At 68.8% G+C, this 22,508-nt stretch carries 17 protein-coding genes; 4 read left to right on the forward strand and 13 right to left on the reverse strand.

Annotated elements, in window-relative coordinates; translation table 11 throughout:
- Positions 1-20: 20 nt before the first annotated feature.
- The 5 genes from ACFOD4_RS03575 to ACFOD4_RS03595 form a co-directional block, all read right to left on the reverse strand.
- A complete protein-coding gene (locus ACFOD4_RS03575) occupies positions 21-2,465 on the reverse strand; it encodes a putative bifunctional diguanylate cyclase/phosphodiesterase (protein WP_379594379.1) in 2,445 nt (814 codons plus the stop codon).
- Between the two features lie 2 nt (positions 2,466-2,467).
- The gene (locus tag ACFOD4_RS03580) at positions 2,468-2,980 is read right to left on the reverse strand and encodes a molybdopterin-dependent oxidoreductase (RefSeq protein WP_379594381.1); all 513 of its coding nucleotides are present in this window, start codon (positions 2,978-2,980) and stop codon (positions 2,468-2,470) included.
- A 148-nt stretch (positions 2,981-3,128) separates the two neighbouring features.
- On the reverse strand, positions 3,129-7,301 hold the full coding sequence (locus ACFOD4_RS03585; protein ID WP_379594383.1) for a chromosome segregation SMC family protein: 4,173 nt from the start codon (positions 7,299-7,301) through the stop codon (positions 3,129-3,131).
- Positions 7,302-7,312: 11 nt separating this feature from the next.
- Positions 7,313-7,927: a DsbA family protein gene (locus tag ACFOD4_RS03590; protein ID WP_379594385.1), complete on the reverse strand. Its 615-nt coding sequence runs from the start codon at positions 7,925-7,927 to the stop codon at positions 7,313-7,315.
- Between the two features lie 223 nt (positions 7,928-8,150).
- On the reverse strand, positions 8,151-8,672 hold the full coding sequence (locus tag ACFOD4_RS03595; protein ID WP_379594387.1) for a DUF721 domain-containing protein: 522 nt from the start codon (positions 8,670-8,672) through the stop codon (positions 8,151-8,153).
- A 2-nt stretch (positions 8,673-8,674) separates the two neighbouring features.
- Between ACFOD4_RS03595 and ACFOD4_RS03600 the strand changes: the two genes are divergently transcribed.
- Both ACFOD4_RS03600 and ACFOD4_RS03605 read left to right on the forward strand, forming a co-directional pair.
- Positions 8,675-9,757: an A/G-specific adenine glycosylase gene (locus ACFOD4_RS03600; protein WP_379594389.1), complete on the forward strand. Its 1,083-nt coding sequence runs from the start codon at positions 8,675-8,677 to the stop codon at positions 9,755-9,757.
- Positions 9,758-9,787: 30 nt separating this feature from the next.
- A complete protein-coding gene (locus ACFOD4_RS03605; protein WP_379594391.1) occupies positions 9,788-10,330 on the forward strand; it encodes a biotin transporter BioY in 543 nt (180 codons plus the stop codon).
- Positions 10,331-10,378: 48 nt separating this feature from the next.
- Here the strand turns inward: ACFOD4_RS03605 and ACFOD4_RS03610 are convergent, their stop codons facing one another.
- The 5 genes from ACFOD4_RS03610 to ACFOD4_RS03630 all read right to left on the reverse strand — a co-directional run bounded on the left by ACFOD4_RS03610 (position 10,379) and on the right by ACFOD4_RS03630 (position 15,396).
- Entirely contained in the window at positions 10,379-11,422 is a 1,044-nt protein-coding gene (locus tag ACFOD4_RS03610) for a hypothetical protein (protein ID WP_379594393.1), read from the reverse strand.
- 332 nt (positions 11,423-11,754) lie between these two features.
- On the reverse strand, positions 11,755-12,816 hold the full coding sequence (locus tag ACFOD4_RS03615; protein ID WP_379594395.1) for a hypothetical protein: 1,062 nt from the start codon (positions 12,814-12,816) through the stop codon (positions 11,755-11,757).
- Positions 12,817-13,045: 229 nt separating this feature from the next.
- Positions 13,046-14,077 carry a site-specific DNA-methyltransferase gene (locus tag ACFOD4_RS03620; protein WP_379594397.1) on the reverse strand — a complete coding sequence of 344 codons (1,032 nt, stop codon included), beginning with the start codon at positions 14,075-14,077 and terminating at the stop codon, positions 13,046-13,048.
- 157 nt (positions 14,078-14,234) lie between these two features.
- Entirely contained in the window at positions 14,235-14,852 is a 618-nt protein-coding gene (locus ACFOD4_RS03625; protein ID WP_379594399.1) for a ribonuclease HII, read from the reverse strand.
- 91 nt (positions 14,853-14,943) lie between these two features.
- Positions 14,944-15,396: a GNAT family N-acetyltransferase gene (locus ACFOD4_RS03630; protein ID WP_379594404.1), complete on the reverse strand. Its 453-nt coding sequence runs from the start codon at positions 15,394-15,396 to the stop codon at positions 14,944-14,946.
- Here ACFOD4_RS03630 and ACFOD4_RS03635 point away from each other — a divergent pair.
- Positions 15,374-16,579: a DNA topoisomerase IB gene (locus ACFOD4_RS03635; protein ID WP_379594405.1), complete on the forward strand. Its 1,206-nt coding sequence runs from the start codon at positions 15,374-15,376 to the stop codon at positions 16,577-16,579. The two genes, ACFOD4_RS03630 and ACFOD4_RS03635, sit on opposite strands and share 23 nt — an antisense overlap.
- Here ACFOD4_RS03635 and ACFOD4_RS03640 read toward each other — a convergent pair.
- Positions 16,545-17,144, reverse strand: a complete 600-nt coding sequence (locus ACFOD4_RS03640) for an NUDIX hydrolase (RefSeq protein ID WP_379594407.1) — start codon at positions 17,142-17,144, stop codon at positions 16,545-16,547. The genes ACFOD4_RS03635 and ACFOD4_RS03640 overlap by 35 nt on opposite strands.
- A gap of 114 nt (positions 17,145-17,258) precedes the next feature.
- On the opposite strand from ACFOD4_RS03640, the gene ACFOD4_RS03645 reads away from it, so the two are divergent.
- On the forward strand, positions 17,259-18,269 hold the full coding sequence (locus ACFOD4_RS03645; RefSeq protein ID WP_379594409.1) for a DUF2891 domain-containing protein: 1,011 nt from the start codon (positions 17,259-17,261) through the stop codon (positions 18,267-18,269).
- Between the two features lie 83 nt (positions 18,270-18,352).
- On the opposite strand, the gene ACFOD4_RS03650 is transcribed toward ACFOD4_RS03645, so the two are convergent.
- The gene (locus ACFOD4_RS03650; protein ID WP_379594411.1) at positions 18,353-19,330 is read right to left on the reverse strand and encodes a Bug family tripartite tricarboxylate transporter substrate binding protein; all 978 of its coding nucleotides are present in this window, start codon (positions 19,328-19,330) and stop codon (positions 18,353-18,355) included.
- Positions 19,331-19,595: 265 nt separating this feature from the next.
- Positions 19,596-22,496, reverse strand: coding sequence for an aminomethyl-transferring glycine dehydrogenase (gene gcvP, locus ACFOD4_RS03655; protein ID WP_379594414.1), 2,901 nt, complete (start codon positions 22,494-22,496; stop codon positions 19,596-19,598).
- Positions 22,497-22,508 lie beyond the last annotated feature (12 nt).

A 22,508-nucleotide genomic window follows, 5' to 3' on the forward strand; every position in this document is an offset into this window, starting at 1 on the left:
AAGCGGTCGTTCATGTGGTGTCAAGGACGCGCCGGCTGCGCATCCTGCGCCCGCCCCTCCGCATGTGGCACGGCCCCACCGACCGGCGCGGTGAACAGCGTGGCGAAGGCTTCGGCCGGCATGGGGCGCCCCAGCAGGTAACCCTGGGCCGCGTCGCAGCCGATCTCGCGCAGGAGGTGGAGCTGCTCGGGCGTTTCCACACCCTCCGCCACCACTTCGGCACCCAGCCCGTGCGCCAGACGCAGAATGGTCTCGACGATCCAAAGGCTGTTGCCTCTGGCGCCATTGCCCTGCGCGCCATCGTCGCGAATGCCAAGGTTCTGGATAAAGCCCTGATCGATCTTCAGCACGTCGAAATCCAGGTGCTGCAGATATCCGAGCGAGGAATAGCCGGTGCCGAAATCGTCCAGCGCCACACTGACGCCCAGCTCGTGCAGCGAGTGCAGCGCCGCGCGGGCCGCGTCGGCACTGCGGATGAACACCTGCTCCGTCAGCTCCACCTGCAGCAGCCGTGGCGGCACGCCGCTCACCATCAGCGCCTCCCGCACGAGCTGCACCGCTTGGTCCGTGGCGAAGAGCGAGGCCGAAATGTTCACCGCCACCGGCACCTCCAATCCTCGCGCCTGCCAGTCCCGGATCTGCCGGCACACCATGCCCAGCACGTTGCGGGTCAGCGTCGCGGCCATTCCCGCCTCCTCGGCCGCGGGCACGAAGCGTCCAGGGTTCATCGCCCCGTGGATCGGGTGGTGCCACCGGAGCAGGGCCTCGCACCCTGTCATGCGGTCGGCCAGCAGGCCAAATTTCGGCTGGTACACCAGGGTGAGCTGGTCGCGCTCCAGCGCCTCGCGCAGGTCCTCCTCCAGCATGCGCTGATTGCGGCGTAGCTCTTCCATGGCGGGATCGAACAGCACCGAGCGGCTGCGCCCATCGGCCTTGGCACGGTACAGCGCCATGTCGGCCCGCTGCTGCAGCAGTTCGAGCGTCTGGCCGTCACGCAGCCCCAGCGCGCTGCCGATGCTGGCGCCGGAACGGATCTGGCAGCCATCCACCTCGAACGGCTCAGCCATGATGCGGACCAGCCGCTCCGCCAGGCGCCGCGCCTCGGCCGGGTGCCGCGCCTCCGCCTGGATCACCGCGAACTCGTCCCCGCCCATGCGCGCAATCAGATCGTCCGCACGCAGGCAGCCCCGCATCCGCTCCACCGCTGCCAGCAGCAGCTTGTCCCCGGTTGTATGACCGAGTCCGTCATTCACCGCCTTGAACCCGTCGAGGTCGATCAGGTGCAGGGCGAAATCGCCACCCTGCCCCGCCTGGGCCTGCCGCAGCCGGGCCCGTAGCCGCGCGCTGAAGAGCAGGCGGTTGGGCAGGTCCGTCATCGGGTCGTGCTCGGCCAGATGCCGGATGCGGTCCTCGGCCTCCTTGCGTTCGGTGATGTCGAGGGCGGCCATCACCACCCGGCCGCGACGCCCCTCCTCCCCGGACACGGCCACGGCGGTGATCAGCAGGGTGCGGATGCTGCCCTCACGGTTGCGCACCCGCCGTTCCGTTTGGGGCGTGGGGCCGGTGCTGCCGAGCGCCCAGTCCAGCAGGTCGCGCCCGCCCAGCTCCAGGCCCAGCTCGGCCAGGCTGCGGCCGATCGCATCCTCCTCGCGGATGCCATGGAACCGCGCCAGCGCATCGTTCAGGAAAAGAAAGCGGCCGTCGCGGTCGAAGGCACCGATCATCGCCGGCACGCCACCGATCAGCGTGCGGAGCATGCGCTCCGCCTCCGCCTGGCTTTCGGCCGCCGCCTCGGCCTTCACGAGGTTCGCGCGCGCCTGCCGCCCCTCCACGACGATCAGCCAGACCAGCAATCCGGTGGACAGCAGAAGGCCGAGCAGCGATCCCAGCAACAGCCAGTAGGGGCCGCTGAGCCAGTTCGCGGAACGATCGAGCGCGTGCTGAGCCTGCCGATGCAGGGCCCGGGTCAGCTCGTTCAGCCGTCCGTCCAGCTCGTTGAAATCGCGCAGCAGGCGCTGGGCCATGGAGCTGTCGCCGCCCAGCACCGCGGTCAGGTCCGCGTCCAGCGCGTCCAGCCGCAGCATCAGTTCCGGCAGACTGCGCTCCAGCATGTCCACGGCCGCGCCGCCATGCTCATTCGGCACGCTCTCCAGCAGGCGGATGCGGCTGTAGAAGATCTCGAACCGCTCGGACACCGCCCAGGCCGGCGCCTGCCCCACCAGATATTGGGACAGTGCGGCGCTGAACCGGGCTGCCTCCAGCGAAGCCTGGCTGGTCATCCACATGCCATTGCGCTCGAGCCGCATCTGATGGCGGTACTGCAGCGCGCCCACCGTGACCGAAACGCCCACCGAGATGAAGAACAGCAGCGCGGCAAGGCCGAGCCATACCGTACGCCGCCCCAGCCCCCCCATCCCGGGGATCTTAAAACGGCCGGTTCTGAACGGAAGGAGGCGGATAGACACCGTCAGCGCACCTCGATCCGCACCAGTTGCCAGACCGAGCGGCGGTGCACCGAAGGACGGTCCAGATCCGGTCGTTCGGACCAGGGATATACCAGCCAGATCGGGCCGAAATCCCGCACCCGCATGGGCCGCCCATCCAGCCGCGTGGCCAGCAGCGGACCGTGCGATTCGGCGTCGGAAACCGGGATCTCGCCGCGGTAGTCGTTGATGGCGAAGGCGTGCAGCATGGTCCCGCGGCATTCCACCGCGTCCAGAAGCCGCTTCAACGGCACGCCGGTGAAACGCTGCGACCCCTTTGTCCATGGCGTCGAGGTCACAAAGCTGGCGGAGCCCAGCGCTTCCAGCTCGTCCATGGAAAAGGCGCGCTCCCCCGCATCGGCTTCACCGCCAATCAACCCGGTGACCCTCAACGCCGGCCGGGCGGGCGGAGCCGGCACCGCAGCGGGAACTGGCCTGCCCGGCCATGCGCTGGCAATCCCCAACCCCAGAACAAGAGCCGTGCGGCGCGCGATCATCCGTTCCGTTCCATCCTTTCGGAGCTGCGACCGGCCATGTCCCTTCCCGTTCCGGCATCAGGCGGCGCGCCCCGCTCCGAAGCCGCCGTCCCGGCTGCCTTCCCTTCTCCGGCGTCGCGGAACGGCCATCCGCGAATTCGGATCATGGTCAATGCCCCCCCTCGACCATTTCGGCCGCCATGCCGAGATCCACCGAGAGCAGCCGGCTTACTCCGCGTTCCTGCATGGTGACGCCATAGAGACGGTGCATCCGCGCCATGGTCAACGGGTGGTGGGTCACCACGAGGAAACGTGTGCCGGATTCCTCGGCCATCGCTTCCAGCAGGCCGCATAGCCGTTCCACGTTGGCATCGTCCAGCGGCGCGTCCACCTCGTCCAGCACGCAGACCGGCGCCGGCTGACAGCGGAACACGGCGAAGATCAGCGACAACGCCGTCAGCGCCTGCTCGCCGCCGGAAAGCAGCGACAGGGTGGCCAGCTTCTTGCCCGGCGGCTCGGCATAGATCTCGAGTCCCGCTTCCAGCGGGTCGTCACTGCCGACCAGAGCCAGATGCGCCCGCCCACCGCCGAACAGCCGGCCGAACAAGTTGCGGAACTCGCCATCGACCCGGTGGAACACAGCGCGCAGCCTTTCCCGCCCTTCCCGGTTCAGATGCCCGATGGAACCGCGCAACTTGGCGATGGCGGCGCCGATTTCGTCGCGGTCGCGGTCGATCAGCCCGATCCGCTCCTCGATCTCGCCGACCTCCTGCTCGGCGCGGAGGTTGACCGGGCCCATCTCCTCCCGCTCCCGCGCAAGCCGCTCAGCCTTGCGGCGCGCGCGCTCCTCGGCGGCATCGGACAGATCCTCCGGTGGCTCCGGCAAGGTGGGGTTCTCACCCAGCCGTTCGCCCAGCCGCTCCGCCACACTGGCCGCCATAACCTCGGCCTGCTGAACGGCGGCTTCGGCCCGCACCTGCCCTTCCCGTGCCGCGGCAAAGGCGGCATCCGCGGCACGCCGGGCCTCGGCAGCCTCGCGATCTTCCTGCTCGGCAGCCTTCAGCACCTGATGGGCTTCCGCATGGCGAGCCTCGGCCTGAGCCATGACGCGACCGGCAGCGGCGCGGCGGGCAGCTGCTTCCTCCGGCGCGGCGGCGGCGGCATCGCGCGCGGCCTCGGCCTCGGCGGCGCGGCGATTCAGCTCGGCCAGACGCGCAACCGCAGCTTCGCGCCGGGTGAACCACGAAGCACGCTCCTCAACGATCGCCTCCAGTCTGGCGGCCGCTCGCTCGACCTCGGCACCCAGTGCGGCGACAGCATCGCGCGCGGCGCCGGCCCGGGACCGGGAGGCGGCAAGGGCGGTCCTCGCCGCCTCCACCGCCGTCCGCAGCCGGTCCAGGTCCGGGAGCGCCCGCAGCGCAGCCTCCGCCTCCGCCACAAGCCGCACCGCGTCCTCGTGCTCCTCCGTCACGCGCGCAAGCTGGGGCGCCAGCGCCTGCAAGCGGCTTTCTGCACCGACAGCCCGCGCAGCCAGCCGCGACTCCGCCAGGCGTGCCGCTTCCAGGGCAGCTTCGGCCTTACGGCGCTGCTCGCGGGCAGCAGCTTCGGCCGATTGCGCCGCCGCCTCTTCGCTCTGCGCAGCATCCCTGGAGGCACGGGCGGCAGTTGGATCAGGCAACGCCTGCAAGGTCGCGGCGGCCCCGTCCCGCACGGCTTCGGCGGCCGCCAGATCCGTCTCCAGACGCTCGATCTGCGGACCCAGCGCCGCCAGCCTGCTTTCGGCCCGCTCGGTAGCGGCGATAAGCCGCGTCTCCGCTTCGCGCGCCCGTCCCAGGGCGGCCTCAGCCTGGCCCCGCGCGGCACGGGCCGTGCTTTCGGCTCCCGCCGTGCGGGTTTCCTCGGCCTTGGCCACATCCGCGGCGGCTGCAGCCTCCCTTGAGGCGGCAATAGCCTGCTGCAGCGCAGCCTCGGCGGCGTGTAGCCGGTTGCGCTGGGTCAGGCGCACGGCACCAGGACTGGGCGCGCCGGCCAGCGCGCCATGCCCATCCCAGCGCCACAGCGCTCCATCCCGCGACACAAGAGCCTGACCGGGTGCCAGGCTTTTCTGCAGTTCCTTGCCTCGCGCCCCGTCCTCGATCAACCCGATCTGCGACAGGGCGCGTCCCAGCTCGGGCGGTGCCTGCACCAGCCGGACCAAAGGAACCACTCCCTCCGGCATGGAAGGCAACGCGGAAAATGGCGGCAGATGACGCCAATGGCGTGGGGCGGCAGGGTCGGCGGGGCTGTCCAAGGCCTCGCCCAAAGCTGCGCCAAGCGCGGCTTCCATGCCCGGAGGCACGGTGATGGCTTCCAGCACCGGCGCCGATGCCGCCGACTTCCCCCCTCCCTTTCCTGCAGGCTCACGGGAGCGCAGCAGATCCGCCAGACCCTGCCGTTCCGCATCGGCACGGGCCCGTGCGGCCTCCGCGGCACCGGCCTGGCCGCGTGCCACCGCATGCGCCCCGGCGGCGGCGGAGCGTGCCGCTTCGGCCTGGCTCAAGGCATTCCGAGCCGCGACCAGCGCCGCTTCGGCTTCTTCGCGCTTTGTTCGCGCCGCGGCCACGACCGCGGGCTCCGGGCGCTCGGCAGTGGCGGCGTCTCGCTCGCGCACCAGCCGGCCGCGCTGCTCGCCTACCTGACGAACACGCAGGATGGCACCATCTTGTTCCGACACCGCGCGGGCGCGGGCCTGCTCTGCCTCGGCGGCGGCGCGTCGGGCGGCGGCATGGCTTTCCTGGGCGGCAGCGCGGCTTTGTTCGGCGCGTTCCAGCTCGGCACGGGCCGCCTGCAGCGCTGCCTCGGCCTCCCGACAGGCGGCGGCGGCGGCCTGGCTTTCCGCCGGAGCGACGCGGGCGGATTCGGCTTCCCGATGCTGGCCCTCCAGGGCGGCGAGTTGATGCCGCAGTCGATCCTCGCGCCCCCGGGCGGCCACAGCCTCGCCAGTGACCCTGGCCTGCTGCGCAGCGGCGTCGGCAGCAAGCTGCGCGGCACGGTCCGCCGCCGTCTCGGCTTCCGCCACCGCTGCGGCGGCGGCTTCCTCCTCGGCCGCGGCTTCCTGCCGCCGGAACGGCATGTCGGCCATCACGGCGTCCAGCGTTCTCGCCTCGCCGGACAGGCGGGCCTCGGCCGCCTCCGCATCTTCGGCGGCACGGGCGGCGTGGTCCAGATCATCCCGGATCTGCGCCAGCCGTGCGGCAGCCTCGTCCAGGGCTGCACGGGCCCGGCGTTCCTCGGCCTCCAGCCCTTCCTGCTCCACCCGGCGGCGCTCCAGCGCGGTGCGGGCCTCGGCCTCGGCCTCACGCGGAGCCGGCAGGGCGCGCTCGGCTGTGAAGGCGCGGGTGGTTGCCTCGGTTGCTGTTTGCTCGGCACCCCGGGTCGCGGCGCGCGCGGTTGCATAAGCGGCACGGCTGCCGGACAGCGCCCGCTCGGCGCGGGCCACCAGAAGGGCGAAGTATTCGGCCTCGGCAGCACGCGTCAGGCCCGACAGGTTGCGGTAGCGCGCTGCTTGCCGGGCCTGTCGCTGCAGCGACAGCCGCTGGGTGTCGAGCTGCCCCTTCAAATCTTCGGCGCGCGTCAGGTTGGCCTCGGCCTGACGCAGCTTCAGCTCAGCCTCATGCCGGCGAGCGCGCAGCCCTGCTATGCCGGCTGCTTCCTCCAGCACTTGCCGCCGTTCCTCGGGCTTGGCCGCGATCAGGGTCGCCACCTTGCCCTGGCTGACCATGGCCGAGGACCGCGCGCCGGAGCCGATATCGGCGAACAGCGTCTGCACGTCTCGCCCGCGCGCTTCGCGGCCATTGATGCGGAAGCCGGTTCCTTCGCCGCGGATGATGCGGCGGGTGATCTCCAGATCCGTCGCCTCGGCATTGGGTGGCGGCGCGAGGCCGGAGGCATCCTCCAGCATCAGCGTCACCTCGGCCTGGTTGCGGCCGGAGCGGGTGGCGGTGCCGGCGAAGATGACATCATCCATCTCGCCGCCGCGCATCGCCCGCGCATTGGTCTCGCCCATCGCCCAGCGCAGGGCTTCCACCACGTTCGACTTGCCGCAGCCATTGGGCCCGACAATGCCGGTGAGCCCGGGCATCACCTCCACCGTGGTGGGCTCGGCAAAGGATTTGAAGCCGGTGATGCGCAGCCGGGTCAGCACCGCACGCAACGCTGCGGCGCGCGCGGCCTCCTCCGCCGCGCGGTCCCGGGAAGGCACGTCCCCCGCCCCCGCTGCCGCACCGTCCTGCCCAGGGTTCCCCGCCGCCGCCTCAGGCGAAGGGAAGGTCTCGGCGTCCTCCAGGGGGGCGCCGTCGCGCATCGGCATCCCGCTCAAGCGCCGGCTTCGCCGGCCAGTTCGGCGAAGCGATCGTAGTTGAGCGAGCCCGGCGCTGGCTTGCCGTTGAAGACAAAGGTGGGGGTGGAGTTCACCCGATGCTCCTGCTCCCCCTTCAGCCGCGTTTCCAGGACGGCGCGGCGCAGCCCCTCATCGGCGATGGCGGCATCCACCTGGGCGCGGCTCATGCCTGCCATGGCAGCGACCTTGGCGATCTCGGCAATGGAGTCGGCATTGCGGTTGAAGGCCCAGCGTTCCTGAGTGGAGAGAAGCGCGCCGGTAAAGGCCTCGTAGGCGGCGGGCGGCATGGCACGGGCGACCTGCGCGCCGGCCAGTGCCAGCTGGTCGAGCGGGAAGTCGCGCCACACCATGCGGATGCGGCCGGTTTCCACCAGTTCCTTCTTCACCTGCGGCCAGGTGTCACGGTGAAAGGCCGCGCAATGCGAGCAGGTCAGAGAAAAATACTCGATCACCGTGACCTTGGCATCCGGCTTTCCCGCACCGCGCTCGGCAAGGCGGGGATCGGCGTCTTGCGCCAGGGCCTCACGCTTGGCGCCGAACGGCAGCAGCACGGCGGGAGCCATCATCAGGATACGGCGGGAGAGCGGCAAGAAAGCCTCCTTCGGCTTGGCGTGATAGGCTCACGGGTTTAGCAGCCAACCGGCCGCCACGATCAGTCCAAGTGCCAGTCTTTACAGCAGAAACACCCGGCAGCAGAACAGCACGACAACACGACGACCCTTTGGGCCGCCCCGTGCGGCAGATGGATCCTTGCGACGCCGCTGTCCATCGTCCGCCACCGCCGCGGCCGGAATTCTTGTCACTGGCCAACGCTTAGCCGCCCGCCTTGCCGCGATAGACCCCCCGGGCCAGCCGCTCCAGCGCAGCTCGCAGTTCCGGGTCCGCCACCCCCTCCAGCGCCGTCGACACGCGTGGCGGCACGGCCACCGGAGCCGGCGCACGGCGCCGCGGTGCTGGCGGCGTCACCACCCCTTGCACGAAGCGCAGCCGCTGCACCAGAGCCTGGCCGAAACGACTGTTGATCTTGCTGATCAGCAGCGGCGCCAGATGCTGCAGCTCCATGGCCATGGGGCCTGAGCAGCGGAGCGTCAGCGTCCCGGCTGAAAGCTTCTGCGGCATGCTCTGCGCCGCAAGGGCCGGTCCCACGATTTCCACCCAATCCGTCATCAGATGCGCCCCGGCCGGGCTGCGCTTGCGAAAGACCGGGCGGGTGAACTGCGGCAAGAGGCCACCCACAGGCCGCAAACCACGATCAGGGCGCCAACCGGTGGAGGCCCCGCCGTCATGGCGAGACGTAGGGCTTGCGCCCGGCTTCGCTTCGTCCTCTTCCTGCATCCGTGAGCTCCTCTCCCCTGCCCCCCGCCTCCGCCCTGCTCCACTGGTACGACCGCCACCGCCGCGCCCTGCCCTGGCGCGAAGCGGTGCGCGACCCATACCGCATCTGGCTGTCCGAGGTCATGCTGCAGCAGACCACGGTGGCCGCCGTTACGCCGCGCTGGCGCCGCTTCCTCATCCGCTTCCCCTCGATCGCTGCGCTGGCGGCAGCGCCGTGGGAGGATGTGGCTGCGGAGTGGGCGGGTCTCGGCTATTATGCCCGCGCACGCAACCTGCATGCCTGCGCCCAGGCGGTCGCCGCGCGCAATGGCTTTCCCGACACGGTGGAGGAACTACGGGCTCTGCCAGGCATCGGCGCCTACACCGCCGCCGCCGTGGCCGCCATCGCCTTCGGCCGACCCGTGGTGCCGGTGGATGGCAATGTGGAACGCGTCACCGCCCGGCTCCATGCGGTGGAGGAAGAGCTGCCCGGAGCCCGTCCCCGCCTCTCAGGCCTGGCCTCGCGCTGGATGGAACAGGATGCGGCACGGGAGCGACCGTCGGATTTCGTGCAGGCATTGTTCGACCTCGGCGCCACGATCTGCACTCCCCGCAATCCGGCCTGTGCCCTCTGCCCCTGGCAAGCTGAATGTGAAGGGCGGCGGCAGGGCATCGCGCCCTCCCTGCCGCGCAAAGCGCCGAAGCGGGACCGGCCGACCCGGCTCGGCGTGCATTTCCTGCTGCGGGACGGGGCCGGTCGCATGCTGCTGCAACGACGCCCACCGCGGGGTCTGCTCGGCGGCATGCTGGGCCTGCCCGGCACGCCCTGGCGCGAATCGGGCTGGACGCCTGAGGAAGCAATAACCTATGCGCCGGCCCCCGGGCTCGACTGGCACGCACTGCCCGGTGAAGCGCGGCACGGCTTCACCCATTTCGAACTGCGCATGACGTTGCTGACTGCCGAAGCCCCGCCAGGGCTGGAGGTCGGCGGCGAGTGGTGGCGCCCCGATGCGGCACAGGACGCCTTGCCGGGCGCCATGCAGCGGCTGCTGCTGCTTGCCGAAGCCGCGGCCGCCATGGCAAGTCGCCCGCCGCGCGCGGGCTGAACCGCCGCCGAACAGATGGGAAGATCCCGCATGACGCCGATCGCCTTGTCCCGGGCCCTGACCCGCTCCCTTCCAGCACTTCGCCTCACAGGTCTTGCCCTGCTGGGCTCCCTGGCATTGGCCGCCTCGGCACAGATCGCCCTGCCGCTCTGGCCCGTGCCGGCGACCATGCAGAGCTTCACCGTGCTGCTGTTGGGTGCACTGGGCGGGTCGCGGATAGGGGCGGCCGCCGTGTTGGCCTACCTGGTGGAGGGTGCGCTGGGTCTGCCTGTTTTTGCCGGCGGCGCCTCGGGGCTCGTTGCCCTGACCGGCCCGACCGCCGGTTTTCTGCTGGGCTTCCTGCCGGCGGCGTGGATCGCCGGCCATGCGCGCGGCGGTGCGCTGCGCCAGGGCTTGGTGCTGTTCCTGGCCCATCTGGCGCTGTTTGTGCCGGGATTGCTGTGGCTGATGCCCTTCACCGGTGCGGCGGGAGCGGTGACCGCTGGCCTGCTGCCCTTTATTCCCGGCACGGTGGTGAAGACCGGCCTCGCCTGGACGGTGTTGCGCGCCCTGCCGGGCAAGAGCCGGCGCTGACATAGGGACGGCGCGAAAGGGGGCGCCGGGTGGCGCCCCCGCATGACTTCAGGCCAGCCAGTCGTTGGTGATGGCCTGGTCGCTCCAGCTCAGATCGTCATTCAGGGTGAAGCTGTAGAGCGTCGCCCCTTCCGCGTCCGTGAGCTTGCCATAGGCCAGCCAGCTCTGGTCGTTGGTCACGTCGTAGTCGACCGTCAGAACCATTCCATCCTCGAGATCGGCTGCGCGGTGCGCAACAATGCCGCCCACCGTCTGGACATCGCGCCAGGCCACACCGGTCAGCACCTCGGAATAGCTCAGGTCGTCGCTGATCTGCATGGCATAGGCCAGCTTGCCGTCGCTGCCATAAATGCGTCCCAGAACCGACCAGCTCTGCGAGCCGTCCACATCGTACTGCACGCCGGCATGCACGCCGCCATCGGTGTACAGGCTGCGCTGCGCAACCTCGCCCGAAGCGCTGGTCCAGGTCGAGATCTTGCTCCAGGCCGACTCGTCGGCGGCGTCGCGCACCACGCGCAGGCTGGACCCGTCGTCGAAAACCTGACCCTGGGTCGTGACCCGGCCCAGCGCGTCATAGGTCACGGCGCTGTAAGCCCAGAGCTCCGTCCCGGCCACGTCGTACTGGATGACCTCGCGCGTGCCATCGTCGAAGTTGCGAGCCTGGCTCAATGTCTGGCCATTCAGCTGAATGACCGTCATCTTTTCCCAGGCCTCGGCGTTTCCAACATCGTAATGGTTGGTGACCAGCCGGCCGTCATCCATCAGCGCATCGGTGCGCAGGCGCACGCCGAAGGCGTCGTAGGAGGTGGTGAAGGTGGTCCAGGCCTCAGTGTTGCCGGCATCCTGGCGAGCCACGCTGCGGCCGCCATCATCGAAGCTGGTGGCCTTGCTGATCAGCTGGCCGGTGGCATTGTAGGTCTCGACCACCCGGCTCCAGCTCTGCGTGCCGGCGGCGTCGTAGAAGGTCACGACCCGCCCGGCGTCGTCCATGAGAATGTCCCGGACCGTCAGGCGGCCGAACTCATCGTAGGTCAGGCTCTGGCTTTGCCAGGCTTCGGTGTTGGCCGTGTCCTTTATGACGCGCGTCACCATGGCTTCGCTCCCACCCGCTTCTGCGGGCCCAAGTCCCCGGATCACGGCACGGCGCCGCGGCCCGGCGTCACGACGGCCCCCTGTGGCCTCAACCGCGACGCGGGTGGAAAGTGGAGGTGATTAAACTTTCAGTAAAAACACGATCGGTTGAAAGATCGCCGGGATCCATCGCCCCATGAGATTGTTATCGGATTGCGGGTTCCGGTGACATATGACCGCTCAAGCTCTGGCCTGGCTGCTCGCCTGCCGGATCATGGGTGCGCCGTTCCATCGATGCCGCGCTCAAAGTTCCAGCCAGCGCCGCCCTGCCTGACAGGGCGGCGGTCGTTGCATCAGACCTGCCAATCGGCCTGCGACGGCGCCAGCAGCATCTCCAACCGGCCAAGATCGGAATACGCACCGACATAGAAATCGACGCCGCGCACGATATCGGTCAGGGTCGCCATGGCGGCCCATGCCTCCGTCTGCGCAGCGTCGTACTGCACCGTCAGCAGCACCCCGTTGCCCAGCTCCGTGGATCGCTCAGTCACCCGGCCCACCGCGTCACTTTCCACGGCCCAGGCCCGATCGCCCAGGACCTCGGACACGGTCTGGTCCTCCGCCACGGAAAAGCGCCAGGCGAGTGCATTGCTGTCATCCGACACCCGCACCGTCACACTATGAAGGTCGAACTCCGGCGGTGCGCCCCAGCCCGGTCGGTTCCATTCCGTGACCAGGCGCCCGCCCTCGTCGAAATTCAGCGTGGTCGTGGTCAGCCCGTCATTGCGATAGCTCTCGGTGGTCGAGATCTTGTTCCAGGCCAAGTGGTCGCCGGCGTCGTAATGTGTCCTGACGCCGTCCAGCCCATATTGTCTATACAGCTCTGTCAGCTGATTGTCCGCGTTGTAGCTCCGGCTTTCCATGGTTGGACCATTGGGGATGCCGTAGCGCAAAACCGAGTGGGAGCCATCCTCGCTGAAGGACTCCACCTTGTAGATGCCGTCCGCCGTGCCCTGCGTGGTGCGCGAATACAGGAAGCCGCCTTCGGTGTAGCTGCTCGCCACGCTGCGCCCGTCATCATAGAGCACGGTCTTGCTCAGCAGCGCACCCTGCGCGTCGTAGCTGCGGTCCACGCGGTCCCAGCCATGGTGGTCGCCAGCATCCAGCTGGTAGGCATCACGCCGCCCATCATCGTACCGGGTTTCCCCCCGCAGCGTGACGCCATCGGGATCGAACCAGACCGTGGTGAACTGGATGGGGGATAGGTTCGCCGCGTCGTACTGCTTCCGCGCCAGGCTACCATCATCATACAGGATGTCGCGCTGTTCCAGCAGCCCTCTGTCATCATAGGTCAGGGTCTGCGACTGCCAGCTGTGGACGTTCCAGATGTCGTAGAGAACACGTTGATAGCTCACCGAGGCGCTCCCGATCTTCGAGATGGCCGCAACGGTGCGGAGCGTGCGCCGTCATGCCGTTTGCCGGCCATGGCGGCTGGTTCCAGGCTACGCCCTTTGTTGCGGGACCCCTGTCCTCGCTGCTGCGGAGCCCGCTGTCACCTGACGTGTCCGCGCTTCCCAGGAAGTTGAGTTTACAGCCTGGGGCTCGGGCTTTCGCGATCGTCCGTCCGATGCCAAGCGGCCGTGGTCAGACGCCCTGCCGTGCCAACTCCGCGCGTAGTTCATCCAGCAGCCGCAGCGTGCCGTCGCGCCGCTCCACATGCCAGAACAGCCAGCCATTGCAGGAGGGCGCCTCCTGCACCGCGGCGCCCACCTGATGGATCGAGCCCTGGGCCTGCCCGCAACGCAGAGAGCCATCGGCGCCCACATCGGCTGTGAAGCGGCGGTGCCGGTCGGTCAGCCTGGTTCCGGGCGGTACCAGGCCCCGTTCCACCAGCGTGCCGAAGGGGATGCGCGGCTGCTCGCGCCGGGTCGGCGTAACCAGCATCGCGCTTTCCGACAGCGGCTCGATGGCGGCGATGCGCGCGCGCGCGGCGGCAGCGTAGTCCGGATCGCGCTCGATGCCGATGTAGCGCCGCCCGAGACGTCGCGCGACCGCCCCCGTGGTGCCCGAACCGAGGAACGGGTCGAGCACAACATCGCCCGGCGAGGTGCAGGACAGGATCACCCGGTGCAACAGCGCCTCCGGCTTCTGCGTCGGATGCACCTTCTTGCCCTCGGCATCGCGCAGCCGCTCGGCTCCGGTGCAGAGCGGAATGAACCAGTCCGAGCGCATCTGCACGTCGTCGTTCAGCGATTTCATGGCGGTGTAGTTGAACTTGTAGCGGCTTTCCTGCCCGCGACTGGCCCAGATCATGGTCTCATGCGCGTTGGTGAAGCGCCGGCCACGAAAATTCGGCATCGGGTTGGCCTTGCGCCAGATCACATCGTTCAGGATCCAGAAGTCGAGGTCCTGCAGCGCGGCGCCAAGCCGGAACACATTGTGGTAGGAGCCGATGACCCAGATCGTGCCGTCCTTACGCAGCACGCGCCGGGCCTCGGTCAGCCAGGCGCGTGTAAAAGCGTCATAGGCCGCCAGGTCCGAGAACCGGTCCCATGCGTCGTCAACACCATCGACCACGCTCTCATCCGGCCGCCGCAACTCACCCCGGAGCTGCAGGTTGTAGGGCGGATCGGCAAAGATGGCATGCACCGAGGCCGGCGGCAGAGCGCGCAGCATGTCGATGCAATCTCCTTCCAGAATGCAATCCAGCGGCAGATCCAGCCCTGTCCCCACGCTCGCGAAACCCCCACGCCATCACTGCGACTCGAAGCAAGGACAATGCGTTGGCCCGAGTCGCCCCGTCAAGGAACCGCGTCGAGAAAGCGCAGAGCGATCAAAGCAGAACCAGCTGATCCACCGGCGCAAAGCCTCGCCGGTGATGCGGGCACGGCCCCAGCCTTTCCAGCGCGGAGCGGTGCGCGGCGGTGGCGTAGCCGGCATGACGGCCGAAGCCATAGCCCGGCCAGCGCGCATCCAGCCGGGTCATCGCCCGGTCACGCGTTACCTTGGCCAGAATGGAAGCGGCGGCGATCGACAGGCTGAGGCTGTCGCCCTTGACCACGCATCGCACCGCGCAGTCCAGCGGTGGGGGCATGTTGCCATCCACCAGCACCACCTCCGGCACGGTGCGCAGACGCGCGACAGCACGGCACATCGCCAGATGCGTGGCCCGCAGGATGTTCAGCCGGCCGATCTCCGCCGTGCTGGCGGCGCCGATGGCATAGTCCAGCACCCCGGCCCGCGACGCTTGCAACAGCACGCCGAACGCGGCCTCGCGCCGCGCCGCATCCAGCTTCTTGCTGTCATCGAGCAACATGGCGAGCGTCAGCGGCGGCTCGGCGTGGAACAACACGGCGGCGGCCAGCACGGGGCCAGCCAGCGGCCCCCGTCCCGCCTCATCGACCCCGGCGACCCGCCCCCCGGCGGCACGCTCCAGCGCGTAATCCGGCATCGTGCAATCCCCCTCGCCCCCAAAGGGCCTTAAAGCGCCGGGCCATCGTGCCGCAAGGGGAGGCGGAAGGAAGCTCTTCCCGGGACGGCCATCACAGCTTCAGATCGTAGGTCTTCCACGGCGTCACAGAGGCCACGCGGTCATACACTGCCCGTCCGCGATAATTCGTCTCGGCGGTGATCCAGCGGATCAGTCCCCAGCCGCGTTGGCGCCCGATCTCCGCCACCGCGCCGATCAACGCATCCGCCACGCGCTGGCCGCGCACCTCCGGATCAACGAACAGGTCGTCCAGAAAGCCGCCCGTCGCGGCCATGAGGGGCCGGGCATAAGGGCGAAAATGGGTCAGGCCCAAAGGCTCCCCGCCCGGGCCCACCGCCACCAGGCCCTCCACCTCATGCTCAGGGTCATGGATCCAGCCCCAAACGCGGTCACGCATTTCCGCGGTCTGCGCCACACCGTAGAAGTCGGCGTAGCCGGCGTAGAGGCGGTCCCAGCCGGCACGGTGCTCCTGGTTCGGGGGCATGATGAGGAACTCAGCGGCCATCCTTGTCTCCTGCGCATTGTCCCGGCATCCCGGGAGCGGATCGGGCGTTGTTGCCGACATGCTGGCCCATCCCGAGGCCCCCTCCAAGAGGCCGTCCCCTTCTTCCGCCGCATCCGCCGATGGCCTCGCAGAGGCACGGGCCGCGGGGCTGCGCTACGTTTCCGACGCCGAGCCGGGCATAACCCGGCGCCGCAGCGGCAGCGGGTTCAGCTTCCGCGACCCTTCCGGCCACCCGATCCGCGATAAGGCGGAGCTGGCACGGATCAAGGCTCTGGCCATTCCGCCTGCCTATTCCGATGTTTGGATCTGCCCTCGGCCCGACGGCCACATTCAGGCCACGGGGCGCGATGCGCGCGGACGGAAGCAGTACCGCTACCACCCCGACTGGCGCAGCCACCGCGATGCCACGAAATACCACCATGTCATGCGCTTCGGCCGCGTGCTGCCGGTGCTGCGCAAAAAGGTGCAGGAGGCCATGGCGTCGCGGGGCCTGGGTCGGGACAAGGTTCTGGCGACAGTGGTGCACCTGCTGGACACCACCCTGATCCGCGTCGGCAACGAAGATTACGCGGAAAGCAACAAATCCTATGGCCTCACCACGCTGAAGGACAAGCATGTGGCGGTGAAGGGTGAAACGTTGCGCTTCGCCTTCCGCGGCAAGAGCGGCAAGGAATGGAATCTGGCGCTGCGTGACCGCCGCGTCGCCAAGGTGGTCCGCGCCTGCCAGGACCTGCCGGGCCAGTCCCTGTTCCAGTACCGAGACGCTGACGGAACGCTGCACGCCATCGATTCGGCCGATGTGAATGCCTGGCTGCGCGAGGCCACGGGCGAGGACATCACGGCCAAGGATTTCCGCACCTGGGCCGGAACGGTGCTGGCGGCCCTGGCACTGTCGGAGTTCGAGCGGTTCGACACCAAGGCGGCAGCCAAGCGCAACGTGAAGTCGGCCATCGAGCGCACTGCCACGCGCCTCGGCAACACGCCCACCATCTGCCGGCAGTGCTATGTGCATCCCGAGGTGCTGGGCAGCTACCTCAACGGGGAATTGGCGTTACGCATCCGGCGCGAGGTGGAAACGGAGCTGCGGGAGGACCTGCCCGACCTGAAGCCCGAGGAAGCCGCCGTTCTGGCTTTTCTGCGCCGCCGCCTCAGCGTGGCTGCGGAGGCAGCAACGAAAGGCTGATCCGTCCCGCCGCCTGCAACGCCAGCAGCAGGCCGGAAACGTGCATGGACTGCGCCAGCAAGCCCTCGTTCAATCCTTGAAGCACCGTATCCAGCGGCCACAACTCGACGGTGATGTCCTCGCCCGCCTCATGGGCGGTAGGCGCGCGCTTCTCGGCACCCAGCGCCAGCACGGTGTGGGTGCGGTTGCGGTGCGTTGCGGTGTTGGGAAACAGGCTGGACGTGACGCGCATCTCCGGCGCCTCAAATCCGGTTTCCTCGCGTAGCTCGCGCGCCGCGACCCGAACCGCATCGGCATCCTGCGCGTCCATGGCCCCAGCGGGCAGTTCCAGCGTCCGGCTTTGCGCGCCGTGCCGGTACTGCCGCACCAGCACCAGCTCCTCCGCCGGCGTGATCGCGACCACGTTGACCCAGTCCGGATAGGACAGGGTGTAGAACGGGTCGAGCACGTTGCCCCTCGCGTCACGGCAGGCATCGGCGGTGACATTGATCCAGCGGTCACGCAACGCGGTGCGGCTGGACAGGACTTCCCAGTGCGGGATGGCGGGGTCGGGCGTCTGGCTCATGGCTTGGCACCATGCCCGTCCGCCCCGCCCCGCGTCCAGGGCGGCCTGACCCGCCTTACCTCGGCCGCCGCGTCATCCTAAATCTTCCCCCATCCCATCGCAGGAGGCAGCGCCATGTCGGCTCCACTGACCCCAACCGGCCTGGCGGAGGCGGAAGCCGCACGTCTGTGCCGCATCGCGCTCGGCCATGTGGAGCGGGAATACCCGAACAAGCTGACACACAGCCTGCAGGGGCCCAAGGATGCCCGCACCCCTTCGGAGCTGCATCCGGTCTTCTTCGGCAGCCTGGACTGGCACAGCTGCGTGCATGGCTACTGGATGCTGGCGCATCTGCTGCGCCGCTTCCCGGACATGGAGCCGGCAGGCGAGATCCGGGAACTCTTCGTTCGCCGGCTCACCGCCGAAGGCATCCAGGGCGAGTGCGCGTATTTCGGCCGCCCTTCCGCACGCGGCTTCGAGCGCCCTTATGGCTGGGCCTGGCTGCTCAAGCTCGCCGCCGCGCTGCATCGCACGGAATGGGCGGATGCCTTGCAGCCGCTGACCTTCGCCATGGCCGACCGCTTCCGCGCCTTCCTTCCCAAGGCCACCTACCCCATTCGTGTCGGCACGCACTTCAACACCGCCTTCGCGCTGCGCCTCGCCTTCGACTATGCCGAGGCAGCAGGTGATGAGACCTTCGCCCATCTGCTGCAGGCCACCGCCCTGCGGTGGTATGGCGCGGATACAGACGGCCCCGCCTGGGGCGAGCCCGGCGGCGATGATTTCCTGTCCGGCACGCTGATCGAGGCGGAATGCATGCGACGCCTGCTGCCACCAGCCCAGTTCGGTCCCTGGTTCGAGGCTTTCCTGCCCCGCCTCGCCACCGCCCAGCCAACAACACTGTTCCGCCCGGCAGAGGTCAGCGACCGTTCCGATGGCAAGATCGCGCATCTCGATGGGCTGAACCTCAGCCGCGCGTGGTGCTGGCGCTCCCTCGCGAATGCCCTGCCGGAAAGGGATCCGCGGCGAGGGCTGATGCTGCGGGTGGCCGGGATGCATCTGGAAGCCAGCGTGCCGCATGTGGCGGGCGACTATATGGGCGAGCACTGGCTGGCCAGCTTCGCCGTGCTCGCGCTGGAGGCGTGAACCGCTCGCCCGGCTGCCGGATCACCGGCACCCCGGCACCAGCAGCCCGACCATGGCGCCGGATGGGATGTCCGGCGCCGCGCTCAGTCGGCGCGTGCTCCGGATTTCCGAACCGCCTCCTGCCACATCGGCAGTTCCGCCTTGCCGCGGGCGACAACATCCTCCGGCGTGGACCAGAGCGGCAGGCCGCCGGCCTTCAGGAAGCGGTCCCGCACGGCGCTGTCGGCCGGAACCTCCCGGAGCGCGGCGTTCATGCGGTCGATCACCGGGCGTGGCGTGCCCGTCGGGGCCACAAATGCACCCCAGGAGGTGATCACAAAATCTTCCATTCCCGCCTCGGCCATGGTGGGCACATCGGGCAGGGTCGGCCAGCGCTCGGCACTTGTCACGGCCAGGGCGCGCATCCGCCCTTCCTGGATCACCGGCACATAGGAGGCAAGGTTGTCGATGGCGAAGGTGACGTCGCCCGACAGCATGGCGGGAATGGTCTGTGCCGCGCCCCGGAACGGCACATGCGTGGCGTCCAGCTTCAGGCGGTCGCGGAAGATCTCGCCCGAGAGGTGCGGCGTGGTGCCGACGCCGGGCGAGCCGAAGGACACGCCGCCGCGCCGCTGCCCCGCCCAGACAATGAATTCCTTCAATGTCGTCGCGGGCACATGCTGGCTCGCCACCACCACGACGTTGGGAAATTCCCAGGTCAGAGACACGGGCTGGAAGTCCCGGTCGATGTTCCAGGGCATGTCCCGGTAGAGGAACTGGTTGATGGTGAAGTGGCCAATGGTCGCGGCGCCGAACGTGTAGCCATCGGGTGCCGATTTCGCCACGGCATCCATGCCGATATTGCCACCGGCGCCCGGGCGGTTCTCGACCACAAAGGTCTGGCCAAGTGATTGCTGCAGCCTTTCGCAGATCAGGCGAGTCAGCAAGTCAGTCGATCCGGCGGGCGGATAGGGCACGATCATCCGCACCGGACGGTTAGGCCATGTCCCCTGCGCACGGGCCGGTCCCGCAAGGGCAGGCAGCGCGAGCGTCGCGCCCAGCAAGCTGCGGCGTGTGATCATGAACGGTGTCCCCCAGGATTGTTTTTGTTGCCGGGGAAGCATGCCGGATCGTCGTCGCCGGAACCAGCATGGGCTGCACGTCGCGGCGGCCGATCAATGGAACCCACGCGATCTGCGAACTCCTTCCGTTCTCGATCGGGGCGGAACGGCAAGAGGATCGCCGGTCAGGTTCCTAGAACAGTCAAACCAAAATGCCCCCCCGGCGCACCGGAGGCGGTATGGATGCCGGGGCCCCGGGGTGGTTCAACCACCCCAGGATTGCTTCTTACTCCGCCGCCTGAGCGTAGGCCTCCAGCGGCGCGCAGGTGCAGGCCAGGTTGCGGTCGCCATAAACATTGTCCACGCGCTTCACCGGCGGCCAATACTTATGCGCCGCGACGAAGGGCAGCGGGTAAGCCGCCTCCTCCCGCGAATAAGGATGCGTCCATTCGGCGGCGGCAATTTCCACCGCCGTGTGGGGCGCGTTCTTCAGCGGATTGTCGGCCTTGTCCATGCGGCCCTGTTCCACCGCGCGGATCTCGGCGCGGATGGCGATCATGGCGTCGCAGAACCGGTCCAGCTCGGCCTTGGGCTCGCTCTCAGTAGGCTCCACCATCAGCGTGCCGGTGACGGGCCAGGACATGGTGGGCGCGTGGAAGCCGTAATCCTGCAGGCGCTTGGCAATGTCCTCGACCAGTACGCCCCCGCCCTGCTGGAAGCCGCGGCAATCCAGGATGCACTCATGCGCCACCATGCCACGCGCACCCTTGTAGAGCACGGGGAAGTGCCCATCGAGCCGTTTGGCGATGTAGTTGGCGTTGAGAATGGCGATCTGGGTGGCGCGGGTGAGCGCCTCGCCGCCCATCATGCGGATATAGGCGTAGGAGATGGGCAGGATCGACGCGCTGCCGAAAGGCGCCGCCGAAACCGGGCCGAGGCCCGTTTCCGGCCCGGCTTCCTTCAGCAGCGGATGGTTCGGCAGATGCGGCACGAGGTGCGCCGCCACGCCGATCGGGCCGACTCCGGGCCCGCCGCCGCCATGCGGGATGCAGAAGGTCTTGTGCAGGTTCAGGTGGCATACATCGGCGCCGATGCGGCCGGGCGAGGTCAGCCCGACCTGCGCGTTCATGTTGGCGCCGTCCATGTAGACCTGCCCGCCCGCCTGATGCACCGCGTCGCAGATGCGGATGATCTCCTCCTCGAACACCCCATGCGTCGAGGGATAGGTGATCATCAGCGCCGACAGCTTCTCGGTATGCTGCGCGATCTTGGCATCGAGGTCGGCGAGGTCGACATTGCCGTCCTTGTCGCAGCCGACAACGACCACGCGCATCCCCGCCATCACCGCCGAGGCCGGGTTGGTGCCATGCGCCGAAGACGGAATGAGGCAGATGTCGCGCTCGCCATGGCCATTGGCGCGATGGAAGGCGCGGATGGCGAGCAGGCCCGCATACTCGCCCTGGCTGCCCGCATTGGGCTGCAGCGACACGCCGGCAAAGCCGGTGATGGCGGCCAGCCACTTCTCCAGCCGCCGGATCAGCGCGATGTAGCCGCCCGCCTGATCCACCGGAGCGAAGGGATGGATGTTGCCGAAGCCCGGAAAGGTGACGGGGATCATCTCGGCGGTCGCATTCAGCTTCATCGTGCAGGACCCCAGCGGGATCATGCTGCGGTTCAGCGCGACATCCTTGTCCTCAAGCGATTTGAGGTAGCGGAGCATGGCATGCTCCGAATGGTGCGTGTTGAACACGGCGGCCTTGAGAATGGCCGAGCCGCGCGCCAGCGCCTCCGGAATGCCGCCCTGCCCGGCCAGATCCGCCAGCGCCACCTTCTTGCCGCCAACGGCCGAGAGCAGCGCCACCAGGGTTTCCAGCTCGCGCCGCGACACCGTTTCGTCCAGGGCGATGCCAACCGCCGTGGTGTCGATGCGGCGCAGGTTGAAGCCATCCGCCAGCGCGCCTTCCATCAGCGCATCGGCCTTGTCGCCGGCGTCGATGGTCAGCGTGTCGAAGAAGGCTGCGTGCCTCAGGGTGAAGCCGGCGCGCTGCGCCGCATCAGCCAGCAGGCGCGCCTGCAGCGCCACGCGCTTCGCGATGCGGGTCAGTCCCTCGGGGCCGTGCCACACCGCGTACATGCCTGCCATGACGGCCAGCAGCACCTGCGCCGTGCAGATGTTCGAGGTCGCCTTTTCGCGCCGGATATGCTGCTCGCGCGTTTGCAGGGCAAGGCGCATGGCCGGCCGCCCTGAAGCATCCACCGAAACGCCGACAAGACGCCCGGGCATCAGCCGCTTGTAGCTATCTTTTACGGCCATGAAGGCGGCGTGCGGGCCGCCATAGCCCATCGGCACGCCGAAGCGCTGAGAGGAGCCGATCACCACGTCGGCGCCCATCTCGCCCGGCGGCGTCAGCAGCACCAGCGAGAGCGGGTCCGCGGCGACGATGGCCAGACCGCCGCCCTTCTGCACGGCGGCGATCTCGGGCGCGATGTCGCGCACCTCGCCGGTCGAACCCGGATACTGCAGCACGAGCGCGAAAGGCTTAGACGCCTCGCAGGCTGCGGCCAGGCCGGCCACGTCCACCACCTCGACCGCGATGTTCAGCGGCTCGGCGCGGGTACGGATCACGGCCATGGTCTGCGGGTGCACGTCGGCGGCCACCAGCAGCGTCTGCGACTTGGCGCGGGTGGCGGCAAGCGCCAGGGCCATGGCCTCCGCAGCGGCGGTGGCCTCATCCAGCAGCGAGGCATTGGCCACTGGCAGGCCGGCCAGGTCCGTCACCATTGTCTGGAAGTTGACCAGGGCTTCCAGCCGCCCCTGGGCGATTTCCGCCTGATAAGGCGTGTAGGCGGTGTACCAGCCGGGATTCTCAAGCACGTTCCGCAGGATCACCGGCGGCACATGCGTGCCATGGTAGCCGAGGCCGATCAGCGAGCGCTTCACCACATTCAGCTCGGACAGGTCCCGCAGCTCCGCGATCGCCTCCGCCTCATTCACCGGCCTAGGCAGGGCGGAGAAGTCCTGGCCCCGGATGGCGGCGGGCACGGTGCGCTCGGCCAGCGCGTCGAGGCTGTCCACACCGACCGCTTCCAGCATCGCCGCCACCTCGGTTGGGGACGGCCCGATATGGCGGCTGCCGAAGGCGGCGTGATCTTCCAGCCCGTTCAGTTCGTCGATGGCGCTGCTCATGCCCGCTCTGTC

The sequence above is a fragment of the Teichococcus globiformis genome (genome assembly GCF_042646265.1).
GTDB classification, from domain to species: Bacteria; Pseudomonadota; Alphaproteobacteria; order Acetobacterales; family Acetobacteraceae; genus Pseudoroseomonas; species Pseudoroseomonas globiformis.

What these genes read in the sequence shown, in the direction of transcription:
- ACFOD4_RS03580 (WP_379594381.1), bottom strand. Translation starts at nt 2,980, where the DNA reads ATGATCGCGCGCCGCACGGCTCTTGTTCTGGGGTTGGGGATTGCCAGC.
- ACFOD4_RS03585 (WP_379594383.1), bottom strand. Translation starts at nt 7,301, where the DNA reads ATGCGCGACGGCGCCCCCCTGGAGGACGCCGAGACCTTCCCTTCGCCT.
- ACFOD4_RS03595 (WP_379594387.1), bottom strand. Translation starts at nt 8,672, where the DNA reads ATGCAGGAAGAGGACGAAGCGAAGCCGGGCGCAAGCCCTACGTCTCGC.
- ACFOD4_RS03605 (WP_379594391.1), top strand. Translation starts at nt 9,788, where the DNA reads ATGACGCCGATCGCCTTGTCCCGGGCCCTGACCCGCTCCCTTCCAGCA.
- ACFOD4_RS03610 (WP_379594393.1), bottom strand. Translation starts at nt 11,422, where the DNA reads ATGGTGACGCGCGTCATAAAGGACACGGCCAACACCGAAGCCTGGCAA.
- ACFOD4_RS03620 (WP_379594397.1), bottom strand. Translation starts at nt 14,077, where the DNA reads ATGCTGCGCGCTCTGCCGCCGGCCTCGGTGCATGCCATCTTTGCCGAT.
- ACFOD4_RS03625 (WP_379594399.1), bottom strand. Translation starts at nt 14,852, where the DNA reads ATGCCGGATTACGCGCTGGAGCGTGCCGCCGGGGGGCGGGTCGCCGGG.
- ACFOD4_RS03635 (WP_379594405.1), top strand. Translation starts at nt 15,374, where the DNA reads ATGATGAGGAACTCAGCGGCCATCCTTGTCTCCTGCGCATTGTCCCGG.
- ACFOD4_RS03630 (WP_379594404.1), bottom strand. Translation starts at nt 15,396, where the DNA reads ATGGCCGCTGAGTTCCTCATCATGCCCCCGAACCAGGAGCACCGTGCC.
- ACFOD4_RS03640 (WP_379594407.1), bottom strand. Translation starts at nt 17,144, where the DNA reads ATGAGCCAGACGCCCGACCCCGCCATCCCGCACTGGGAAGTCCTGTCC.
- ACFOD4_RS03645 (WP_379594409.1), top strand. Translation starts at nt 17,259, where the DNA reads ATGTCGGCTCCACTGACCCCAACCGGCCTGGCGGAGGCGGAAGCCGCA.
- ACFOD4_RS03650 (WP_379594411.1), bottom strand. Translation starts at nt 19,330, where the DNA reads ATGATCACACGCCGCAGCTTGCTGGGCGCGACGCTCGCGCTGCCTGCC.
- gcvP (WP_379594414.1), bottom strand. Translation starts at nt 22,496, where the DNA reads ATGAGCAGCGCCATCGACGAACTGAACGGGCTGGAAGATCACGCCGCC.